The sequence below is a fragment of the Mesorhizobium sp. P3_B5 genome (genome assembly GCF_056402815.1).
The window spans coordinates 472,236-494,053 of record NZ_JBFUGR010000003.1 but is presented as its reverse complement, the minus strand read 5'-3'; the positions used below and the strand labels follow the sequence as shown (position 1 = coordinate 494,053).

Annotated in this window: 24 protein-coding genes; 8 read left to right on the top strand and 16 right to left on the bottom strand. The window is 62.7% G+C overall.

Features of this window, described 5'->3' with window-relative positions:
* The 5 genes from AC1DVW_RS12080 to AC1DVW_RS12060 form a co-directional block, all read right to left on the bottom strand.
* Positions 1–154, bottom strand: a 154-nt coding sequence (locus AC1DVW_RS12080; protein ID WP_477323337.1) for a helix-turn-helix domain-containing protein, incomplete at its 3' end; no start/stop codon positions are given.
* A gap of 91 nt (positions 155–245) precedes the next feature.
* The gene (locus AC1DVW_RS12075; protein WP_477323313.1) at positions 246–1,421 is read right to left on the bottom strand and encodes a nickel/cobalt transporter; all 1,176 of its coding nucleotides are present in this window, start codon (positions 1,419–1,421) and stop codon (positions 246–248) included.
* A 4-nt stretch (positions 1,422–1,425) separates the two neighbouring features.
* Positions 1,426–2,094, bottom strand: a complete 669-nt coding sequence (locus AC1DVW_RS12070) for a DUF1007 family protein (protein ID WP_477323311.1) — start codon at positions 2,092–2,094, stop codon at positions 1,426–1,428.
* 165 nt (positions 2,095–2,259) lie between these two features.
* Positions 2,260–3,159 carry a LysR family transcriptional regulator gene (locus AC1DVW_RS12065; RefSeq protein ID WP_477323309.1) on the bottom strand — a complete coding sequence of 300 codons (900 nt, stop codon included), beginning with the start codon at positions 3,157–3,159 and terminating at the stop codon, positions 2,260–2,262.
* A 2-nt stretch (positions 3,160–3,161) separates the two neighbouring features.
* Positions 3,162–4,361 carry an amidase gene (locus AC1DVW_RS12060; RefSeq protein ID WP_477323307.1) on the bottom strand — a complete coding sequence of 400 codons (1,200 nt, stop codon included), beginning with the start codon at positions 4,359–4,361 and terminating at the stop codon, positions 3,162–3,164.
* Positions 4,362–4,901: 540 nt separating this feature from the next.
* On the opposite strand from AC1DVW_RS12060, the gene odc2 reads away from it, so the two are divergent.
* Positions 4,902–6,035, top strand: a complete 1,134-nt coding sequence (odc2, locus tag AC1DVW_RS12055) for an ornithine/lysine decarboxylase (RefSeq protein WP_477323305.1) — start codon at positions 4,902–4,904, stop codon at positions 6,033–6,035.
* Between the two features lie 159 nt (positions 6,036–6,194).
* Positions 6,195–6,869, top strand: a complete 675-nt coding sequence (locus tag AC1DVW_RS12050; protein ID WP_477323303.1) for a GNAT family N-acetyltransferase — start codon at positions 6,195–6,197, stop codon at positions 6,867–6,869.
* Between the two features lie 69 nt (positions 6,870–6,938).
* Here AC1DVW_RS12050 and AC1DVW_RS12045 read toward each other — a convergent pair whose 3' ends face one another.
* From AC1DVW_RS12045 to AC1DVW_RS12030, 4 genes are all read right to left on the bottom strand, one after another.
* The gene (locus AC1DVW_RS12045) at positions 6,939–7,223 is read right to left on the bottom strand and encodes an SCP2 sterol-binding domain-containing protein (protein ID WP_477248373.1); all 285 of its coding nucleotides are present in this window, start codon (positions 7,221–7,223) and stop codon (positions 6,939–6,941) included.
* Between the two features lie 205 nt (positions 7,224–7,428).
* Positions 7,429–7,950, bottom strand: a complete 522-nt coding sequence (locus tag AC1DVW_RS12040; protein ID WP_477323301.1) for a hypothetical protein — start codon at positions 7,948–7,950, stop codon at positions 7,429–7,431.
* Between the two features lie 34 nt (positions 7,951–7,984).
* Complete coding sequence (locus tag AC1DVW_RS12035) at positions 7,985–8,404, bottom strand: hypothetical protein (RefSeq protein ID WP_477323299.1); 420 nt, start codon at positions 8,402–8,404, stop codon at positions 7,985–7,987.
* A 13-nt stretch (positions 8,405–8,417) separates the two neighbouring features.
* Complete coding sequence (locus tag AC1DVW_RS12030; RefSeq protein ID WP_477323297.1) at positions 8,418–8,960, bottom strand: rod-binding protein; 543 nt, start codon at positions 8,958–8,960, stop codon at positions 8,418–8,420.
* A 185-nt stretch (positions 8,961–9,145) separates the two neighbouring features.
* Between AC1DVW_RS12030 and AC1DVW_RS12025 the strand changes: the two genes are divergently transcribed.
* The 4 genes from AC1DVW_RS12025 to AC1DVW_RS12010 all read left to right on the top strand — a co-directional run bounded on the left by AC1DVW_RS12025 (position 9,146) and on the right by AC1DVW_RS12010 (position 12,168).
* Complete coding sequence (locus tag AC1DVW_RS12025) at positions 9,146–9,601, top strand: DOPA 4,5-dioxygenase family protein (RefSeq protein WP_477323295.1); 456 nt, start codon at positions 9,146–9,148, stop codon at positions 9,599–9,601.
* A 412-nt stretch (positions 9,602–10,013) separates the two neighbouring features.
* Positions 10,014–10,790: a dCTP deaminase domain-containing protein gene (locus tag AC1DVW_RS12020; RefSeq protein WP_477323293.1), complete on the top strand. Its 777-nt coding sequence runs from the start codon at positions 10,014–10,016 to the stop codon at positions 10,788–10,790.
* Positions 10,791–11,144, top strand: a complete 354-nt coding sequence (locus AC1DVW_RS12015) for a hypothetical protein (protein WP_477323292.1) — start codon at positions 10,791–10,793, stop codon at positions 11,142–11,144.
* The gene (locus tag AC1DVW_RS12010) at positions 11,134–12,168 is read left to right on the top strand and encodes an oxidoreductase (RefSeq protein WP_477323290.1); all 1,035 of its coding nucleotides are present in this window, start codon (positions 11,134–11,136) and stop codon (positions 12,166–12,168) included. Before AC1DVW_RS12015 ends, AC1DVW_RS12010 begins: the two co-directional genes overlap by 11 nt.
* Before the next feature lie 58 nt (positions 12,169–12,226).
* Here AC1DVW_RS12010 and AC1DVW_RS12005 read toward each other — a convergent pair whose 3' ends face one another.
* From AC1DVW_RS12005 to flhA, 7 genes are all read right to left on the bottom strand, one after another.
* Positions 12,227–12,472, bottom strand: coding sequence for a MoaD/ThiS family protein (locus tag AC1DVW_RS12005; RefSeq protein ID WP_477323289.1), 246 nt, complete (start codon positions 12,470–12,472; stop codon positions 12,227–12,229).
* Positions 12,473–12,486: 14 nt separating this feature from the next.
* On the bottom strand, positions 12,487–14,751 hold the full coding sequence (locus AC1DVW_RS12000) for a xanthine dehydrogenase family protein molybdopterin-binding subunit (protein WP_477323287.1): 2,265 nt from the start codon (positions 14,749–14,751) through the stop codon (positions 12,487–12,489).
* A gap of 1 nt (position 14,752) precedes the next feature.
* A complete protein-coding gene (locus AC1DVW_RS11995; RefSeq protein WP_477245877.1) occupies positions 14,753–15,229 on the bottom strand; it encodes a (2Fe-2S)-binding protein in 477 nt (158 codons plus the stop codon).
* Entirely contained in the window at positions 15,229–16,089 is an 861-nt protein-coding gene (locus AC1DVW_RS11990; protein ID WP_477323285.1) for an FAD binding domain-containing protein, read from the bottom strand. Before AC1DVW_RS11990 ends, AC1DVW_RS11995 begins: the two co-directional genes overlap by 1 nt.
* A 206-nt stretch (positions 16,090–16,295) precedes the next feature.
* Positions 16,296–16,679, bottom strand: a complete 384-nt coding sequence (locus AC1DVW_RS11985; RefSeq protein WP_477245874.1) for a hypothetical protein — start codon at positions 16,677–16,679, stop codon at positions 16,296–16,298.
* Positions 16,680–16,684: 5 nt separating this feature from the next.
* Entirely contained in the window at positions 16,685–17,437 is a 753-nt protein-coding gene (gene fliR / locus AC1DVW_RS11980) for a flagellar biosynthetic protein FliR (RefSeq protein ID WP_477245872.1), read from the bottom strand.
* Positions 17,434–19,521, bottom strand: coding sequence for a flagellar biosynthesis protein FlhA (gene flhA / locus AC1DVW_RS11975; RefSeq protein ID WP_477245870.1), 2,088 nt, complete (start codon positions 19,519–19,521; stop codon positions 17,434–17,436). The genes fliR and flhA overlap by 4 nt, the downstream gene beginning before the upstream one ends.
* A gap of 122 nt (positions 19,522–19,643) precedes the next feature.
* On the opposite strand from flhA, the gene AC1DVW_RS11970 reads away from it, so the two are divergent.
* Complete coding sequence (locus AC1DVW_RS11970; RefSeq protein ID WP_477323283.1) at positions 19,644–19,943, top strand: putative quinol monooxygenase; 300 nt, start codon at positions 19,644–19,646, stop codon at positions 19,941–19,943.
* A gap of 92 nt (positions 19,944–20,035) precedes the next feature.
* The gene (locus AC1DVW_RS11965; protein WP_477323282.1) at positions 20,036–21,817 is read left to right on the top strand and encodes a chloride channel protein; all 1,782 of its coding nucleotides are present in this window, start codon (positions 20,036–20,038) and stop codon (positions 21,815–21,817) included.
* The last annotated feature ends 1 nt before the right edge of the window (position 21,818 follow it).

Sequence of the window (21,818 nt, the reverse complement as noted above, 5' to 3'; positions counted from 1 at the left end):
CAAGGCTACTCATGTCGCGCAACCGCTGCACCCACCTGATGACGGTGCTGATACCAACCCCATAGCGTGCCGAGGCCTGCCGTCGCGACAGCCCCTCCCGCTCAACCGACGCAACAACCCGTTCGCGAAGATCCATCGAGTAAGGCTTGCCCATCCATGCTGACCTCCTTGTCTCAGCAAGAAGGTTGAATCAGATTTGCACGCCTAAGGGAATCCTCGCCGATTCAGCCTCAATTCATCCCGCTCTAGAGCACCGTACCGGTCGCCAGGCTCGCCGACAAAAGCAGCAGTCCGAACAGGAAGACGAAGGCGGCACCGCCGATCTCGACGATCGAGTGGATGCGGTTGCCCATGCGGCCATCGCCGGCGAAATACACCGCCCAGTTCTTGGCCGTCACCGCAATCGTCGCCAGGGCCGAGACGGTGATCGCAGTGCCGAGCGACATCGCCAGCACCGAAAGTATGCCGCCGAACCACAGGCCGTTGAGCAGAGCAAAGCTCAGCACGATCAGCGCGCCGGAGCAGGGGCGGATGCCGACGGCGGCCACCGCCGACCAGGCGGTGCGCCAGTCGAAGCGGTCGCCGGAAAGCAGCGCCGGATCGGGTGCGTGCGAATGTCCACAGGTGTCGCAGACCTCGCCCGCCGCATGGACGTGGCCATGGTCGTGATGATCGCCATGATCATGGTCATGCGTGCCGTGGTCATGCGCGTGAGAATGATCGTGTGCCGCATGGTCGTGTTCGTCATGCGCGTGGAGCGCGTGGGAATGCGCATGTGCGGAATGCGTGTGGCCGGCATGCGAATGGCCGGCGGAATGGCCGGCATGAGCGGCCGAGAGGCTGTAGGCGGGGTTGGCGCCGAACAGGCGCAGGATGGCGGGGCCGGCCTTGCGCCACAACAGCCAGGCGCCGAACAGGGTGACGAAAACATAGCTCATGATTTCCATGAACGAGGTCGCGTCGGTCATCGAGATAGTGGTGCCGCGCAGGACGAAATAGGCGAGCAGCATGACCGCGATCGCCGTCAGGCCCTGCAGCAGCGCCGAGACGAAGGACAACAGGACGCCGCGCCGCAGCGCCACTTCATTGGCGACCATGTAGGACGAGATCACAGCCTTGCCGTGACCGGGGCCGGCGGCGTGAAAAATGCCGTAGGCGAAAGACAGCCCGATGAGCAGCCAGACCTTGCTGCCATCCTGGCGCATCGCTTTCATTGCCGCTCCCAACTCTTGGTTGAATTCCATTTGGCGGAGATAGACCCACATCAGAATGTGGGCAAACGGACCGGTGGCGGTGGGCGCCAAGCCGTCATTGACGCCGATGCCGAGCGAACTCTTCGCATAGGCGGTGCTGACGAAATAAATCGCCGCAAAGGTGAGGGCCAAAAGGGCGAGTGCCAAACGCAGGGACGGTTTCGTCACCGGATTATCCTTCTGGCTGACAGTTCAGCTCGAGCTTGGTGGCAAAGATCTTGCTCATGTCCGTGCCTGTCGGGTCGTTGAAGAAGGCTTCCGTCAGGGTCTTCTGGTTTTCCTTGATCGCCTCATCCGGGTCGGGTCGGATGACGGTCTTGGTGCAGTTCGAGGGCAGGCCTTCGACCGTGATGTTGGAATCCTCAGTGAAATCGATCGCCGTGTAGAAGGTCGGGTCATAGACGCCGAAATCGATCTTGCCGGCGAGCTTGATCGGCTCCTTCGGTTCGGATTCGAACAGGATGATCAGCTGGTCATTGTCGAAATTGGCCATCAGATGCGGCGGCGGCGTCATCGCCACGTCCTTGCCGTCGACGGTGACGAGCTGGAAATAGTTGAACTCGGCCAGCGAGGCATGGACGGTGTCGGCGACATCCTTCAGCTCCTTGTCGTCAAGCTTCAGGTCGGAGTTCTTGTCGAACTCCATCATCACTGTACTGGAAAACAGATCGTCAAAGCGCCAGAGATGGCGCAGTGCTTTCACACTTTGGTGATCCGGGCTGAGGATGACGTCGAGACGCGCCTCGGCGAAGACGTGCGGATGTACCTCGGCCGGTCCGACCGTGGCAAAGGTCGCCGCCATGGCCGAAGCCATCATCATTGCTTGCCGTTTCAGGTGCATTCCCGGTCGCGATTCCATCGACTTCAGAGGCTGTCGACAGTTACCAGAAACGGGGCGAAATTGGGACCGGTGCCGAGTGCCGCCCAAAAGTGCGAAGCGGTTTTGGGATAACGGCACGCGCCCGACAAAAACTCAAAGCGCAACGCGCTTTGACGGCCGGACAGGTCATGCCGCTTCGCGCGTCTTGAACCACTGCACCAGGAAATCGACGAAAACGCGAACCTTCGCCGGCAGATAACGGCGGTGCGGGTAGACAGCGAAAATGCCGCTGCCCGACAGGATGCGGTCGTCCATCACAGTCACCAGCTGGCCGTTTGCGATATCGGGCGCGGCGATGAAATCCGGCAATATGGTGAAGCCCAGCCCCGACACGGCGGCGGCTCTTGCCGCCATCGGACTGTTGACCTCGATCGGACCTGACACCGAAACGCTCACCGCATCGCCATTGTCGCCCTTGAACGGCCAGTTGGTCAGCGAGCGGCCATTGGTGTCGACGATGCAAGGCACACGGGCAAGATCCTGCGGCCGCAACGGCATGCCGTGCTTGGCAATCAGTTCGGGAGATGCGCACAGGCGCACCGAAAACGGCGCCAGGCGCCTGGCGATCAGCGAGGAGTTTTCCAGCCGCGAGATGCGCACTGCGAGATCGAAACCCTCCTCGACCAGATCGACGAAGCGGTCGTCGAGATGGATGTCGAGCACAATGTCGGGATGCTGCTTGGCGAAGTCGATCAGCGACTGGCCGATCGGCGCGTCGGCAAAAGTGCGCGGCGCCGAGAGCTTGATTCGGCCGCGCACGTCGCCGGAGGATTCGCGCACCGCATCGGCGAGGCTGTCGACCTCGCGCACAATCTCGGAGGCGCGGCGAAAATAGGTGTGGCCGGCTTCGGTCATCGAGAACTGCCTTGTGGTGCGGTTCAAGAGCAGCGCGCCGAGCTCATCCTCCAGTTCGCGCACATATTTCGACAGCAGCGCCTTGGAGCGACCGATCTTGCGTGCCGCTGCCGAAAAGCCTTCGGCCTCGACCACGTCGATGAAGGCGCGCATGCGGGTCAGTGTGTCCATGGTCAGGCCTTTCGTGCGGCGTCGAGAATCCTACGGCCGAGCCGTATCAGGGCGACGTCGCTGCCGGAAGGGCCGAGCAGCGAAAGGCCGAAGGGTGCGCCATCGACCTGGCCGAGCGGCAGCGTGATCTGCGGGAAGCCCGACAGGCCGGAAAGACACAAGAGATGCAGAGCCTTTTCGCGGTACGCTTGCAATTGTTCCGGTGTGCTCCTGACGAGTGGCGCCGGGCCTGGAACCGTCGGCATGACCAGAAACCCGTAGTTGCCAAGCAAGCGGTCGAGCTCGGCGCGGAAGGTCAGCCGGCGCGCCGCCTCGGCCTGCGCCGTCTTGATGTCGACCGCCCGGCCGAAGCCGAAGCGTTCCTCGACGCCGGGCCCGAGCTGGCGGTTGCCGCCGGCGATCCAGTCGCCATGCTCGCGCCAGGCCTCGAAGGCCTGCAGCCGGCGGAAGCACCAGTAGAGCTCGTCGGGGAAGGACGCGAACAAGTATTCCACCGGCGTCGGCTCGCCGATGACGGTGGCGGCCAATGCCTTCATCCTGGCATATTCGGCCGCCTCGGCGGGGCCGGCCACGAAAGCGTCCAGCCTGCCAATCGAAAGCGGACGGTTGAGCGGCTGCTGGTGCGGATCGCGCCCGAGCAGCAGCTTGCCGACCGTCTCGTAGGTCTCGATGTCGTCCGCGAACCAGCCGAATGTGTCGAAGCTTGGCGCCAGCTTCATGGCGCCCTCAAGCGAAATGCGGCCATGCGTGGTGCGCAGTCCGATCAGCCCGCAAAAGCTCGCCGGCGCGCGGATCGAGCCGCCTGTGTCGGAGCCGACGGCGATATCGGCAAGCCCGCCGGCGACCGCTGCCGCCGATCCCGACGAAGAGCCGCCGGTAACGCGATCAGGCGCTGCCGGGTTCACCGGAAAAGGAAAATGCGCGTTCTGGCCCATCAGCGAGAAGGCAAGCTCGTCGGTCTGCGTCTTGCCGACGAATCGTGCGCCGGCGTCGAGGATCATCTGCACGGCCGCGGCGGTACCGGAGGCGGCGTGGCCTTCGACGGACTTGCTCGGATTGCCGCAGCCGGTGCGGTAGCCGGCAACGTCATAGATGTCCTTGACGGCGAGCCTCAGCCCCGCAAGCGGGCCTAGTTCCGCATTCGCCACCGGCATCCGGCGCAGGTCGAGAAAGGCGTTGAGCGGGCCGTGCGTTCCTGTCATCGTTCGCTATCCGGATACGGTTGCCGCAGCATTGTTCGATGCCAGAAATTTTACAACCTGGGATACGATTCTTATTGATTGTGAAATCTTTCGACCCTATATCGCGCTTGCCCAAAGTCGCACGTGCCTGTGGGTGTCCGCCGATCCTCAAATGGTGAGGGATATCGGTAAGGTAACTGGAGCCAACCCCTCCAGTCGGTTTAGCGGCCAACCGCAAGACCGAGGACACCTTGAAGCAACGACGGTGCGGGCCTTTCTGGTGTTCTGCCGGTCGTCCAAAGACCGGGGTTACTGAAGAGGCACACCTTCATTGCCGGCAGTGCGGACGGGTCTCCCATCCAAGCCAAGGCAGACAAAGCGAACCGAGGCCGGGCAAGGCCAAGGTTCACCGCCGCGAGACGGCGCTTCATGGTTCCGGGGTCTCCACCGGCTGGTTCCATGGATTTCCGTCCCGCCTTTGTCCACCGCGTGTTCGCGAGGCTGACAGCCCGCGTCCCGCAGCCTTATTGCGCGCCGCAAGGCGCTGATGGAGAGACCCCGATGGCTACCCAGCGCATCCTTGACTTCCTCGCCACCCGACGTCCGAGCGGCCCTTGCCTCGTCGTCGACCTCGATGTCGTGCGCGACAATTTCCGCGCCTTCGAGAAGGCGCTGCCCGATTCCAAGATCTACTATGCGGTGAAAGCAAACCCGGCGCCGGAAATCCTGCGCCTGCTTGCTGCGATGGGCTCGTCCTTCGACACCGCTTCCGTTGCCGAAGTCGAGATGGCGATGGACGCCGGTGCGCCGGCGGACCGCATCTCCTTCGGCAACACCATCAAGAAGGAGCGTGACATCGCACGCGCCTACCAGCTCGGCATTCGGCTGTTTGCGGTCGACTGCGTCGAGGAAGTCGACAAGATCGCCCGCGTCGCTCCCGGCGCCCGCGTGTTCTGTCGCGTTTTGACCGACGGCGAGGGTGCCGAATGGCCGCTGTCGCGCAAGTTCGGCTGCGTGCCTGACATGGCCGTCGACGTGCTGCGCCATGCCAAGGGGCTCGGCCTCGACGCCTATGGGGTGTCGTTCCATGTCGGCTCGCAGCAGACCGACCTGACGGCCTGGGACCGTGCGCTGGGCGACGCCAAGAAGGTGTTCGCGACGCTCGCCGACGAAGGCATCGTCTTGAAGATGGTCAATATGGGCGGCGGCTTCCCGACCCGCTACCTGAAGGACGTGCCGGTGGCGCAGGCCTATGGCCAGGCGATCTTCTCGGCGCTGCGCAAGCATTTTGGCAATGCACTGCCCGAGACCATCATCGAGCCGGGCCGCGGCATGGTCGGCAATGCCGGCGTCATCAAGTCGGAAGTCGTGCTGATCTCGAAGAAGGCCGCCAACGACAATGTGCGCTGGGTGTTCCTCGACATCGGCAAGTTCGGCGGTCTCGCCGAGACGATGGACGAGGCGATCCGCTACCCGATCGTCACCGCGCATGACGGCACCGAGACCGCACCCTGCGTGCTCGCCGGCCCGACCTGCGATTCGGCCGACGTGATGTACGAGAAGACGCCGTACCCGCTGCCCTTGTCGCTGACCATCGGCGACGAGGTGCTGATCGAGGGCACTGGCGCCTATACGACGACCTACGCTTCGGTCGCCTTCAACGGCTTCGAGCCTCTCCGATCCTACGTGATCTGACGGCTCGATAGAGCCGGTCAGATCATCCCAGGTGGGCGCCTGTCGCCCGCTTGGGCTCGCCTGTGGAACAGTCTCCGCTCGTGAAGGATCGCGGAAATGGACATTGCAAATTCTATCGTTGACAGCGCGACGCCCGGAATCTCCCCCCTCGAGGGGGAGATGCCCGCGAAGCGGTCAGAGGGGGTCGCCGCGCGTGAAGCGCCGTCGCCCTCTGTCGACGGCAGGGTGTCGCGTCAGGTCGTGCCGACCCCCTCTGTCGCCTTTGGCGACATCTCCCCCTCGAGGGGGGAGATTGCCTGCGCCATTGTCATCACCGCCGAAACCGCGGCCGACATTGCGGCGCGCGAGGCGTTGCTCGATCACGCCATGGGCCCGATGCGGCACAAGAAATCGTCGGAAAAGCTGCGGCGCGGCCGCCGTCCCTCAGAAGGTCTGGCCTTTGTCGCACGCGATGCGGCGGGCGCGGTTATCGGCACCGTGCGGCTGTGGGATGTGCGGCTGGGCGACGGCGGTCCGGCTGCGCTTCTGCTTGGCCCGCTCGCCGTCGATCCGGCGCTGAAGGACGCAGGCATCGGCTCGGCGCTGATGCGTCATGCGGTGACTGAAGCCGCGCGCCTCGGCCACGCCGCGATCCTGCTGGTCGGCGATGCGCCTTACTACGGGCGGTTCGGCTTCTCGGCTGACAAGACCGGCTCGCTCGCCATGCCCGGACCTTACGAACGGCACCGCTTGCTGGCGTTGGAGCTGGTCGAGGGCGCGCTCGACGGCGTGCATGGCACGCTGAAGGCCGCAGGGCGCAAGCTGAGGGCCCAGAGGCTGTCGCTGGCCGCCTGATCAGCCGAAAACAAAACGCCGCCCGACCTTATGAGGTTTCAGGCGGCGTTTTGCTGTTATCCCTAGGGATCAGCCGAGCAGCTGGCTCAGCGCCATGGCGACCGTCATGTCGCCTTCGACCTTTATCTTGCCGGACATGAACGCCATGGTCGGGTTGAGGTCGCCGGCAATCAGCGAGTCCAGATCGTCGAGCGAAAGCTTTACGGTGCAGTCGGTCGGTGCATCGGTGTTCGAGACGGTAGCACCGTCGATGACGATGACGCCGTCGCTGCCGGTGTCGAACTTCACCGAATGCTCGAACCCGGCGCTCGCCACGCGCGACCTCATCCTGTCGGCAATCTCCTGAACGCTCATGGCTGTTCTCCTCGTCTCGTTGCGTTTGATGCGCATTGGCACTTCGCGATCATGATCGCTGGCGCATATAGCTTCGGGTTGACGTTTACGTCAACGCAGTTTGCCTGCGTCATTTTTCCGATGACGAGTGGAGCAAGCCATCGGCTTTGTCACGTTGATGATTTGCAGAGCCCCTCCGGCAGGGGCCTATCCGCCTGTCGGCAGGTCAATGTTCGGCGGCTGGTTTGGGCGTTTCCGCCTCCGCCGCGGCCGGCTCCTTGCGGCGGCGCATCGCGTTGTCGCGGATCTCGTCCTTGGTCAGGAAGTTGACCTGGTCGATTAGCACTTCATGCACCAATTCGGCACCGACGCGGGCATTGATGGTGTCGCGGATGGCGGTGCGGAAGGCGTCGAGGTCGATCGTCTCCTTCTTGGTGAAGTCGATCTGCGGGTTGGAATAGAGATAGGAATAGACCTGATCGGTCATCAGCGCTTCGGCCGGTATCGACAGCTTCTTTATCTCGGCGGGTTCGACCGTGTAGACGAGCTTGGTCAGGAAATAGCCGTCGATCTTGGAATCGCGGATCAGCGGCACCGAAATCATGTCGGTCTTGACATAGTCGAGACCGCCCAGCATCGGCTTCGGGGTCTGGCCGACGCCGGCCTCGCCGGCCGCCTGGAACGAATAGAACACGGCGCCGAGCGTGGCGGCGCAGATCCAGATCGCGGCGGCGATGAACTTGATCACCGGGGAGTCCCCGTTCTGCCCGGGTCGGTTCTTTTCATGCTCGTGCCCAGCCGAATTCGCCGGCCGAATAGGTGCCGTCGGCTTCGGCGCGCTGAATGGCGTTCTTCAACAGATTGGCGACCTCGTTGACGGCGTTGAGGTGCGCCAGGATCGCCGCCTCGTTCTTCGCCAGCTTCTGGCGCAGCCGCGTCAGGCCCTCGCGATGCTGCTCGAGGAATTCGGCTTCGCTGCCGCCCTTCATGGCGCGCGTCAGCTCATAGAGATAGCGGCTCTTGCGGGCGTTCGACGCCTTGAGGTCATAACTGGTGTCGCTGCGGATACCTGCCGTCTCTTCCTCGACCGCTTCCTCGATGCGGCCGATGATGGCGGCGAGATTTCCCGGCCGCGCGAACGGGATCGGCGCTTCGCTCGTGCGCGCCGGCAGGTTGGAAGAGAATTCCGAATAATCGGCCATGACAAATCCTGGTCTAGATTTTGATGTCGGTTTTGATGGTCGTCTCGTCGCCAGTCATCGACCGCGCGACCTTGCGCTGCAGTTCCTGGACCAGCGAGGTGGACAGCCGGGTCTGCTGGTCGATCTCGGTCTTCTCAGGCCCGCCTGAGACCGGCCCGACCGGAACCGTGCGCTTGCCGTCCTTATAGTGGTCGGCCAGCATCGACTTGGCGATGCCGATGCCGCCGCGATCGGCCATGACGTCGGCCAGCCTTTCGGCAAGCTGCGATTTCCACATGTCGCCGGCCAGGCCCTTGCCATAGACGCCTTCGGTGTCCTTGGGCAGCATGTTCTGGATGAAGGTCTGCAGCACCATCGCCTCGAACTTCTTGAACTTCTTGGCGGGGTCGGCGTTCGCCGCGGCCTTGTCGGCGGTGGCGCGCGACAGGATCGAGCCGGCATCGACCGACGCGGCGGTGTCGACCGAAAAGGTCCCGGCAGCACCACCCGCCCGCTTGGTCAACGCCGCGCGAGCCGCCTCGATGCCTTCGGGGTCGACGGCTCGGGCTACATCCATAACGATGTCGCTGGGTGGAGAAATCGCCAAGAGAGTCCGCCTTTTGCCGGTTTTCCGTGGCTAAACCATGCCTCAACAAGCTTGTGGCAGGCTTGCGGGGAGAGGGGAGGCGGAATGCGGGCGGATAGTCGAGCCGCTTCTCGAGTCCAAGTGACAGGCATTTGTCGCGCGTGTACGCTGTCTGCATGACAATCATCGAGGGAGCCATCGAGGTGAACGCAGACACCGCCAGCCCAAGCTCACCAAGGCCGCTCGCTGAGATCGCCAGCTACCACGCCCATATCTACTATGGCGGATCGGCCGAGCGACAGCACGCCGAATGGCTGCGCCTGCGCATCGGCGAACGTTTTCGCGTGCGCCTGGGCAATTGGCGCGACGAGCCGGTCGGCCCGCATGAGCAGGCCATGTACCAGGTCTCTTTCGCGAACGAGATTTTCGCTACCCTCGTTCCGTGGCTGATGCTGAACCATGGCGGCTTAAGCATCCTCATCCACCCCAACACCACCAACCCCAAACGCGACCATCTGGTCGATCCCCTCTGGATTGGCCGGCCGCTGGGGGTGCATGGGGATTTGCTCGGCGAGGAGGATGAGGCGGAAGAGGCGCTGGAGGTGAATACGGAGCCGACGCTGGGGGCGTAGGGGCGGCAGCGTCAACGAGCTCGGCCGCAGCTAGCTTGAGTAAGGTGCACCGCTGTCGAGGCCCGAAACGCCTCGCCTCGCCTTCGTGTCCTTTCTCATACCCCGGTGGACGAAGCGTCTTCGGCACTCGACCAGAAGAGCGATGATGGATGACGGCGGCGCGATTCGTGATTGCCGAAGGCCAATATCATCAGCGTGCCCCACCGAGCCGAATTCAGAATGGAGATCACACGACCGGAGTAGTAGGCCTCCAGTCGCTGTCATTTTGATATTCATTCGATCTAAATTGAATTCACGCCACCTCGAACATAGATACTGTACTCCCTAAGCTCATCTGAGGGCTTAGAAGGGAAGAGGCCATTGAGCCAAAAATCTGGCGCTACCATTTTAAGCGCTTTTGAGGGTGGGATTAATGACGACACTTAGCGACGTTGATATTGGTAAGGAAATCCAAGCGGAGAGGCTGCTTCGCAATGCCGACCTTCGCGGGCTCGCAGGAGCTTGCTACGAACTGCGGATGGGAAGTGTATATTACGACCTAACCGAGGGCGGGAAGCGAATTGCGCTGACGCCAGATCAAATGGTGCTTATCAAGCCTGGTCACCGTGTTGTCCTCATCACGGCGGAAGATTTCGATGTGCCGTCGGATATTCTGGTGCGCGTGGTGAGCAAGGGCTCATTGTTTAGCGTTGGGTTAAGCCCGGTTGCAACCTATGCAGATCCTGGGTTCAGTGGAAATTTAGGGATTGTGACTCAGAACATCAGCGACAAATATGTAGAGCTCCCACAGGGCGAACCGATAGCCAAGGCGGACTTCACTCGGCTTTCGACACCTGCGGAGCACTTGTACAAAGGTCAACATGGATTCCAAGTGGGCATCTGGCCTATCAAAACTCACCTGCAGAAGGAGCATGGTGACGTGGCGAATGACCCTCGCGTTCGTTCGGAAAAAGAAGAAGCCTTCGCGCTCCTTCCGTCAGCAACGCAAACGGTCATACGCCGCATTGAGAACACGCAAATTTGGACCAACGCCGGAATATTTCTAGCAATAATAAATAATTCGGTGTCTCTATTTGCGATCGGCGGACAATTTGAGGATAATTTCTATGGAATAGTGGGGAATTTAGTTGCAAGTGGTATAATTACTCTTTCCGCCTTATTCATCAATTTCCGTCGAAGGAATGGTTGAGTGGAACTTTCGGCACTTATGAAGAAGCAAATTGACGCAGACGAGCGTCGAGGTTTTCCGGTGAGATTCGGAAGCGATGCTGAACGTCACGACCAACTTATGCGCGACCTAGTAGGCTTGATCGGGGAAGTTGGCGAGTTCGCCGACCTATTGAAGAAAGTTGGCTTGGCGCTCTCAACCGTAGGTTACGCAGGCCCTAGTCTTCCTGAGGCCGCCCCGCGTCTGCGGTCTGAGCTTGCAGACGTCGCGATATACCTCTTCCGATTATCGACAATCCTTGAAGGTGACCTTGAGCAGGACGTCTTGAGCAAAATGAAAATCAATCAAGAACGATATCGTTACCTTGAGCGATAGGCTCGTTTTCCTTCTCGCCGTAAATACGGGGTTTGTAGTTGGCGGTGTGCCAGACGATCGTTTTTTTGATTTTTACCGAACTCGCAGCTCCCCGCAGTTACACTGCGCGATCGTCGGAAATGTGGTTGTGCCAGGCGGCTTTGCTAGCAACGCAGTAACACCCGCGCTCACTATCGACTCTGTTTGGGCCGATCTAGCTTCCGCTATCCGAGCAGAAGGCACCGTGCCCGGCATTCAGCTGGCCACTACGTGGGAGGGCTATGTCGGCTCGCGAAAATTCCTGACGGGTGAGGCAACTAAGTTCATTCCTCTTGCGCGCCATATGGTTGAAAGTATGGGTTCGGAGAGAATCACTGCTGTAATCGACTCTTTTGATCTCGCAGCAAACGTAGCCATCCGGCATGGATTTGGTCACATCCAGATTCACGCCGCCCATGGCTATCTACTTAGCCTGCTGACTGATCATCGTGTTAACCGCGACGCGAATAGCGTGCTTGATCGATTGGGATTGCTCGCAGAGCGGCTGAGGCAAGAGGGCGTGCAAACATCGATCCGTATCTCACTTAAGACCGGTGATTCCGATTTTGACAGTATAGGTTCCCTCGATTACCAAGATGCGATTGCGCAACTTCCGTTTGACTACGTAGATATTTCATCTGGTTTTTACAATATCGACAAACGACTGATTTACCCGGCTCGGCCAGATATACTTTCTGATCGATTTCGCGAAAGCATTTCTTTCGGATTAAGGCATCCCGGGCGTTCTTTTATTATTTCCGGCCGCGCGCTGAATCGAGACTTGGTCGGCGTTCCGCCAAATATGCACTTGGGAATTTGCCGAGATCTAATCGCTAATCCCAGATTTCTACAAGAGCCGCACGACGGCTGCAAAAATCATGGCAAGTGTCATTACTACTCACGTGGAGGTAGTCATCTCACCTGCGCGAGGTGGGTTGAAGGCCAAGCGGAATTGGTCAACAGAGAAGGTGAGATGACTTATCCTCCCTCACGCCAACCGACTTAACTTAGAAAAGCACGGCGGAGCGAGCCAGCCTTAGCCACTGCCGGTAATCAGCCCCCCATCACCCCCCAGCCAACCGCGGCAGCAGGAAAATCTCCGCCCCCGGCGGCAGCTTCTTCGACCACGTATCGCGATAGATCGTCCCGTCGATCGCCACGGCGATGCCCTTCTCGATCAAGGGCTCGAGGCCGGGATACTGTTCAGCCAGCTTCCTGAACAGCTCCCTTATGTCCTTGGCCTCGACCTCGACCTTGCTCTGGCCGCCGGCGAGTTGGCCGAGTGCGCCCCAGAGCGTGACTTCGACCATGAGGCAGCCCCTTTCTAGCCTCCCCGTTCCGCCTCGATGGCGGCAAGAATCCGCGGCGGCGACATCGGGATGTGCGTCATGCGCACGCCGGCCGCGTTCGACACCGCATTGGCGATCGCCGCCAGCGGCGGCACGATCGAGGTTTCGCCGACGCCGCGCACGCCATAGGGGTGGTTGGGGTTGGGGATCTCGAGGATCTGCGTGTCGATCATCGGCAGGTCCGAGCAGACCGGGATGCGGTAGTCGAGGAAGCCGGGGTTCTGCAGCCGTCCGTCCTTGCCGTAGATATACTCCTCGTTGAGCGCCCAGCCGATGCCTTGCGCGGCACCGCCCTGGTACTGGCCCTCGACATAGGTCGGGTGCACCGCCTTGCCGGCATCCTGCACCACCGTGTAGCGGATGACCCTGGTGAAGCCGGTCTCGGGATCGACCTCGATATCGCAGATATGGGTGGCGAAGGAGACGCCGGCGCCGTCGGCGACGAGTTCGCTGTGGCCGGCGATCGGGCCACCGGTCTTGCCGGACTCTACCGCGATCTCCTTCAGCGACAGCTTGCCGAGATTGCCGTGCTTCTCGCCCTTGGCGACGGCATGGCCCTTTTCCCAGACCACGTCGTCAACGGCGATGTCCCACATCTGCGCGGCGCGCTCGCGCAGGATTCTTATCGCGTTGCGCGCGGCCGAGATCGTCGCCATGGAAGACGAGAAGGTGCCGCGGCTGCCATCGGTCATGTCGTTGTAGCCGAGGCTGGACGTATCGGCGACGATCGCCTTGACTTGGCTATAATCGACGCCGAGCTCCTCCGCCGCCACCAGCGACAGCGAGGCGCGGGAACCACCGACATCGACCGTGCCAACGGCAAGCGAAACCGAGCCGTCCATGCCGATGTTGAGGTCGGTGCAGGTCTGGCCGCCGAAGTTGAACCAGAAGCCGCAAGCCATGCCGCGGCCCTGGTTCTTGCCGAGCTTGGCCTTCATGTGCGGATGGCTCTTCACCGCCTCCAGCGTCGGGCCGATGCCGATCGGGCCGTAGACCGGGCCGTAGGACGATTTGGTGCCTTCCTGGGCGGCGTTCTTGATGCGGAAGTCGACCGGGTCCATGCCGATCTCCTTGGCCAGCTCGTCGACGGCGCTTTCCACCGCGAACGCAGCCATAGGTGCGGAGGGCGCGCGATAGGCCGCCGTCTTCGGCCGGTTGACCAGCACTTCGTAGCCGACGGTCTTGACGTTATCGAGCTTGTAGCAGGCAAACGCCGTCATGGCGCCGATCTCGGCCCAGGAGCCGGCATAGGGGCCGCAGCTGTAGCGCAGCGTCGCTTCGGCGGCGGTGATGGTGCCGTCCTTGCGGGCGCCGATCTTGACGTCGATCGAGGTGGCGCTGGTCGGCCCCGAGGCGCGGAACACCTCGTCGCGGGTCATCACCAGCTTGACCGGCCGTCCGGCCTTGCGCGACAGCGCCAGCGCCACCGGCTCGGCCCAGACATGGGTCTTGCCGCCGAAGCCGCCGCCGATCTCCGAGGAGGTGACGCGCAGCTTCGAGGCTTCCATGCCAAGCAGTTGCGCGCAATGCTGGCGATAGACGAAATGCCCCTGCGTGCAGACCCAGAGGTCGGCGGTGCCGTCGGAGCTGACGCTCGCGACGCAGGCATGCGGCTCGATATAGCCCTGGTGCGTCTGCTCGGTCTTGAACGAGCGCTCGACGATGAAATCGGCGTGCCCGAAACCCTGATGGACATCGCCATGGCCAAACTGGCTGCGCTTGGTGACATTGGAGGGTTTTACCGGCTTTTCCTCGAGGCCTTCGGTGAAGATCGTATCGTCGATCAGGGGTGCTGCGTGCTTCATCGCCTCGTCGACATCGGTGACATGCGGCAGGATCTCGTAGTCGACCACGATCAGCTTCAGCGCCTGCCTGGCGGTGCGGGCATCGACCGCGGCGACCGCGGCCACGGCATGGCCGTCATAGAGCGCCTTGGTGCGCGCCATGCAATTGTCGAGGATGTCGTACATGGCGGCATCGCCATCTGTGAGGTCGGGAAGGTCCGCGGCGGTGATTACCGCCTTCACGCCGGGAAGCTTTTCCGCCTTCGAGGTGTCGATCTTCCTGATCTTAGCGTGCGCATGCGGGCTTCTTAAGATCCGCCCGACCAACTGTCCCGCCATGTTGAAGTCGGCGCCGTAGCGGGCGCGACCCGTCACCTTGTCGACGCCATCGGGACGGATCGGGCGTGTGCCGACGGATGTGAATTTACGCCCGGAAAAACGTGGATCGAAATTCATCTCAGGCTCCCTTCATCACGGTGGCGGCGTCCTGGACGGCGCGCACGATTTTGTCGTAGCCGGTGCAGCGGCACAGGTTCCCGGCGAGGCCGAAGCGGATTTCCTCCTCGGTCGGGTCGGGGTTCTTGGCCAGGAGATCCTTGGCCGCGATCAGGAAGCCGGGCGTGCAGATGCCGCATTGCAGGGCCGCGTGCTCGAGGAACTTCTGCTGCAGCGGATGCAGTTTGTCGCCATGCGCCATGCCCTCGATGGTCTCGACGCGCCGGCCTTCAGCCTCTGCGCCGAGCACCAGGCACGAGCAAACCAGCCGGTCGTCGAGGATGATGCTGCAGGCGCCGCAGTCGCCGGTGCCGCAGCCTTCCTTGGCGCCCGTCAGCCCCAGCCGATCGCGCAGCACGTCGAGCAGCGTCTCGTCCGGCTGGCAAAGGTACTCGACATGGTCGCCGTTGATTGTGGTTGAAACTGCTACACCAGCCATCATTTGCCTCCTGCACGTGCATAGGCGGTCGTCGCGGCCCGCTTGGCCAGCACACCCGCAACTTTCCTTCTGAATTCGATTGTACCGCGCTTGTCGTCGATGGGGCGGCAGGCCCCGGCGCAGACCTTGGCGAGCCGCTCAAGGGCTGCTTCATCCAGCTTCCTGCCGATGAGCGCCTCGGCTGCCTCTTCCACCAGAAGCACCGTCACCGCCACGGCGCCCAATGCCACGCGGGCCGCTTTGACGACGCCGTGCTCGTCGAGCGTCAGGTTGACGCCGGCGCTGACCACCGCGATATCCATCTCGGTGCGGGGAATGAAACGCAGATAGGCATCGCCCGAGCGCGGTGCTTGGCTGTCGAGCAGGATCGCCTCGATGATCTCGCCCTTGGCGAGAGACGTCTTGCCCGGCCCGATCGGCACGCTGCCCACGGGAATGGTGCGCCTGCCCCCCGGTCCGACGATCGATGCCCGGGCACCGGCCGCGACCAGTGCCGGCACGCTGTCGGCCGCCGGTGAGGCGTTGCAGAGATTACCGGTGATGGTGCAGCGCCCCTGCACCTGCTTCGAGCCGATCAGCTTGGCCGCTTCGACGACGCCGGGCCATGCCTTCTTCAGGGCGGCGCTCTCGCCCAGCACGGCGCAGGGCACCGCGGCACCGATGCTGAAGCCGTCGGCCGTTTCGCGGATTTCGTTGAAGCCGTCGATCGCCTTGATGTCGACGATCAGGTCGGGTTCGATGAAGCCGCCCTTCATCCTCACCAGGAGGTCGCTGCCCCCCGCGAGGATGGCGGCCGGGCCTATTGCCTTGGCGAGCTCACCAACGGCATCTTCGATTGAAAGCGGACGTATGTAACGCATCGTCTCCCCTTGGATATCGGAATTTCAGCGACCGTTATAAACTGTCTCCTCATAATGGCCATCCGCTTCCTCGGTTGCGGCGATTGGGCCAGACGCCGAAAAATCGAGTCCTAAAAACCGAATTGGCGTACGCCCGTAAATGGCGGCAACTGGCTTTGAGGTGGCTTTCGGGGAAACTTCGGTTATGGAAAGCAGAATTCCCGCCGCTACTCCTGCCCGCGCTTCTGGGCAATGAGGTCGAGCCGGTCGCGGTCGGAGCGTTCGCGGTCGTCGCGGCGGCGCACGTCCTTGTAGGCGCGCTCGACCATGTTGGTGCGCGCGGTTGCGGTGGCGATCAGGCCGGCCTCCTGCCTGGCGCTTTCGAGGTTCGCCTCCTGGCGGCCTACGGCATTGGCGATGCGGCGATGGTAGAGATCGGGAAACAGACCGGCCAGCGAGTCGGCGGCGTCGAAATGTTCGACCAGTTCTTTTGCTTCCGTCTGCGCCTCCGCGGCCGCCGACAGGAACGTGGCATGACGGGTTTCGTGCAGCGCCTTCAGCTGTTCCTGCACCTTGACCAGTTTTTTCAGACGATCCTTGCGCGTGCTCATTGTGTTTACCGGGCGAGTGTGAGGTCGACAAAGCCGTTGACGAACAGCGACAGCAGAGTGCCGATAGCGAAATAGAAGATGATCAGCCCGCCGGCGATGACGAAGGGCAGCGAGATGAAATAGACCGGGATTTGCGGGGTCAATTTGTTGACGAAGCCGATGGTCAGGTTGACCAGGATGGCATAGGCGACAAACGGGCTGCCGAGGCGGATGACCAGGAAGAAGGCGTCCGACACCGTGTCGGTGACATCGACCAGCGCCGCTTGCGGGTTGAAGAAGATGTTGACCGGAGCGACCGTGTAAGAGGAGACCAGCGCGCGCACGATCTCGTGGTCGAAGTCGAAGACGAAAAGCAGCATCAGCGCCGAAAACGAAATGATGGCGGCAAGGGCTGCCTGCGGCTCGGCTTCTTCGATGGCCGGGCCGCCGGAGCCGCCATAGCCGATCATCGTGGCGATGCCGGCGCCCATGAAGCGCAGCGCCTCCATGTACAGCCTGGTCATGGCGCCGATCAGCCCGCCGATCAGAAGTTCCGAGACGATCATCGGCGCCAGTATCTGCGGGCGCGGATCGACGAAGGGATAGATGCGGTCCCACAGGAAAGTGAGCAGGCCGCCGGTGGCGGCGATGGCCACGAACAGCCGGACCTGAACCGGCACGCGGGCGCTGGACAGGCCGGGCATCAACATGAAGCAGCTGCCGATGCGGCAGAAGGCGAGGAAGGCGGCGATGACGACGCCTTGCGACAGCGCGGTCACGATATGGTCCCGAGCACCTTGATCTCGACGCCCTTGGCGATTTCGACATGGCTGAGCACCGGCAGCGTGGTGAACAGGCGCTCGATGATCATGCGCACATAGGGGCGGGCGTCCGGGGCGGTGACGAGGACGAAGCGCTCGCCGGCTTCCAGATGCTTGCGGATCGCCTTGGTCGCGTCCTGGCCGAATTCTTCGAGCTGGCGCGGGTCGATGTCGAATTCGCGCACCTCGCCCTTGGCGTCGCGCTTGAGGCTCTGGTGGAAGGCGAGGTCCCAGCGGTTGCCGAGGCGCAGCACCTTGAGCACGCCGCCTTCGGAAAGGTCGCCGCAGATCTGCTGGGCCATGCGGATGCGGACATGCTCGACGATCTGCTCGGTGCGGCGCACATGCGGCGCGATCTCGGCGATGGCCTCGATGATCAGGTGCAAATTGCGGATCGAGACGCGCTCGGCGAGCAGCAGCTTCAGCACCGCCTGCAGGCCGGGGTAGGAGATGTGCGAGGTGCAGATCTCGTCGGCGAGCTTGCGGTATTCCGGGTCCTGGCGTTCGAGCAGGGCCTTCATGTCCTTGTAGGACAGAAGCTGCGGCAGGTTGTTGCGGATGACCTCGGAGAGATGGGTGAGCAGCACCGACATGTTGTCGGCAAAGGTGTAGTTCTCGCGCTTCAGATCCTCGGCAAAGGTTTCGAGCACCGAGAAGGCGCGCATGCCGAAGGCCGGCTCGCGGATTTCCTCGCCGGGCATGTCGGGCACGTCACGGGTGCCGAGCAGCACCATGATCTCGCCGACGCGCATCTGATATTCGGCGACGACGGTGCCGTGCACCTTGATCTGATAGCTCTTCGGCGGGATGCCGAAATCGTCGGCGACGCGCACCTCCGGCACGACGAAGCCATACTGCGTGGCAAACTTCTTGCGCATCTTGGCCATGCGGAAGGACAGTTCCTGATGCGACACCAAAAGCCGCGTCGACAGCTGCTTGCCGATCAGAAGCTCGATCTCGGCGGTGGCCAGCGAAGCCTTGACCGAGTTCTTTTCCTCCTCGACCTTGGTCGCCTTCTCCTGGTTCTTCAGCGCTTCGGCCTCGGCAAGCACACGGTTGGCGCGCATCGGGATGATGTAGCCGAGGCCGGCCATGCCGCCGGCGAGCGCAAAGAACGGGAACAGCGGCAGACCGGGCATCAGGCCGAGCAGGACGAGCAGCGATGCCGCCACATAGAGGGCGCGCGGATGGGCGCCGAGCTGGCCGAACACCGCCTGGTTGGTCGAGCCGCGGGTGCCGCCCTTGGAGACGAGCAGGCCGGCGGCGAGCGAAACGATCAGCGCCGGGATCTGGGTGACGAGGCCGTCGCCGACCGACAGCTTGATGAAGACATCGGCGGCTTCGCCCATGCCCATGCCGTGGCGGATGTAACCGATAGCGATGCCGCCGACGATGTTGATGGCGGTGATGATGAGACCGGCGATGGCGTCGCCACGGACGAATTTTGAGGCGCCGTCCATCGAGCCGAAGAAGGAGGATTCCTCTTCAAGCTCGCGGCGGCGCAGCTGCGCCGTCTTGTCGTCGATCATGCCGGCGGACAGGTCGGCGTCGATCGACATCTGCTTGCCAGGGATGGCGTCGAGAGTGAAGCGCGCGCCGACTTCGGCGATACGCGTGGCGCCCTTGGTGATGACGATGAAATTGACCACGATCAGGATCATGAAGACGATGAGGCCGATGACGAAATCGCTGGCCATCACCAGCCTGGAGAAGCCGGCGATGACATAGCCGGCGGCGTGCGTGCCCTCATTGCCATGCGCCAGGATCATGCGCGTGGTGGCGATGTTGAGCGACAGCCGCAGCATGGTGGCAATCAGCAACACGGTCGGGAACGAGGAGAAATCGAGCGGCCGCTGGATCCACAGCGCCACCATCAGGATCAGCACCGACAGCGCGATCGAGAAGGCAAGGCCGATGTCGATGAGGAAAGCCGGGATCGGCAGGAACAGCACGGCCAGGATGATGACGATGCCGATGGCGAAGAAGACGTCGCGGCCGTTCTTGGCCACCGCGCCGGGCTGGATGCTTTCGCTGATCGCCATGTCGTCCCCAGATCACAAGCCTGCCGAGCATGCGACAGCCTGGTGAGCCTAAGCGACCAAGCTTGCGCGAGGGTGGGAGACTGGCTACTGCACCGTGGTCCGAGCCTTCGAAAGGAACTCCCATGCTCCTGATCATCGGCACCGTCCGCCTGCCGCCGGAAAAGCTCGAGCAGGCAAAGCCGGCGATGGAGCGCATGGTTTCGGCCAGCCGCGCCGAGCCCGGCTGCCTCGAATATTCCTATGCGCAGGATGTCTTCGATCCGGGGCTCATCCGGATCACCGAAGTCTGGAGCAGTAGGGCGGCGCTCGATGCCCATTTTGCCGCGCCCCATCTGACAAGCTGGCGTGCCAGCTGGCCGGCACTCGGCATCGGCGATCGCAATCTCGTGCTCTATAAGGCGGGGGAGCCCAAGCCGACCTGATTGGCAGCCGGTATCGCGGTTGCCATGCGGTATCGCCGGGCGTATCAGCACGGCAGGCCTTCACACCATTCGGATATCGGCGAGCCGCTCCGGTGCCTTCCAGAAACGAACCGCAAGTTTATGCCCGCCGGCTTCGCGCGGTGCTCATCAGATCGATCCCGCTGCTCGAGGCACGCGGCATCGTCATCGTCATGCTGGCCGGTGTCGTCGGGGTGATGGCGGCGGTGCTGGTCACCGCGATGAGCCAGATGGTGCAGGACCTGCATGGGCTGCTGTTCGGCGTTCAGCCCGGCGGCCGGCTTTCTGCGATGTTTTCGCTGGCCAACCCGGTGCAGGCGCTGGTGCCGGCGATCGGCGGCATCCTGCTTGGACTGACGGTGATCTGGCTGCGCAGACGAAAATTCCGCACCCCGGTCGATCCGATCGAAGCCAACGCGCTCTATGGCGGGCGCATGTCGCTCACCGACACTTTCATCATCGCCGGGCAGACGATGATCTCCAGCGGTTTTGGCGCCTCGGTCGGGTTGGAGGCCGGCTACGCGCAGGTCGGTTCCGGACTGGCGTCGTGGCTGGCGCGCGCCTTCAACCTGCGCCGCAACGATGTCCGCATCCTGGTCGGTTGCGGCGCTGCCGGCGCGATCGCCGCTGCCTTCGACGCGCCTCTGACCGGCGCCTTCTACGGTTTCGAGCTGGTCATCGGCATCTATTCGGTCGCCAATGTCGCGCCGGTAATGACCGCCGCGATCTGCGCTTCGCTGATCGCCGAAATCTTCGGCGTGGTGCCGTTTCCCCTCGAGCTCTCCGGCCTGCCGGAACTCACCGCCAGCCAGTATCTGCCGTTCCTGCTGCTCGGGCTGCTGGGCGGCGGCGCCTCCATCGCCATCATGCATCTGGTTAGCCTGATCGAACGCGGTTTCGCCAGGCTGTCGATCGACGCCTCGCTGCGTCCCTTCATTGGCGGCGTCATCGTCGGGTTGCTGGGGCTGATCACGCCGCAGGTTCTGTCCAGCGGCCATGGCGCGCTGCATCGCGAGTTCGCGATGAACTACGGGCTCGCAGTCGTGGCCAGCGTCTTCGTGCTGAAACTGGCGGCGTCGGCGATCTCGCTCGGCTCGGGCTTTCGCGGCGGCCTGTTCTTCGCCTCGCTGTTCCTCGGCGCCTTGCTCGGCAAGATGTTCGCCGGCGTGATGGCATTTGTCTCGCCGGCAACCGGCATCGACCCGTCGGTCGCCGCCGTCGTCGGCATGACGTCGCTGGCCGTCGGCGTCGTCGGCGGTCCGCTGACGATGACGTTCCTGGCGCTGGAATCGACCCGCGACCTAACGCTCACTGGCGTGGTGCTGGCGGCTTCGCTGATGGCGGCGATCCTGGTGCGCGAAACCTTCGGCTATTCCTTCTCGACATGGCGCTTCCATTTGCGCGGCGAGACGATCCGCAGCGCCCATGATGTCGGCTGGATGCGCAGCCTGACGGTCGGCTCGATGATGCGAAAGGATGTCCGCACCATCGACGCCTCGACCACGCTTGCCGCCTTTCGCAAGGAAGTGCCGCTCGGCGCCGCGCAGCGCGTCATCGCGGTGGATGCCGGGCAGCATTATACGGGCGTGCTGATCGTCGCCGAACTGCACAGTGACCAGTCCGATGGCGAGACGCCGGTGCTGTCGCTGGCGAAATTCAGGGATGCGGTGCTGGTGCCGAGCATGAACGTGCAGTCAGCCGCCGGGACTTTTCAACGCGCCGGCGCCGAAGAACTGGCGGTGGTCGAGGATTTCGACGACCAGGTCGTCGTTGGGCTTTTGACGGAAGGCCATCTGATGCGGCGCTATGCCGAAGAGCTCGACAAGGCGCGCCGCGACCTGTCGGGCGAGGGGTGAC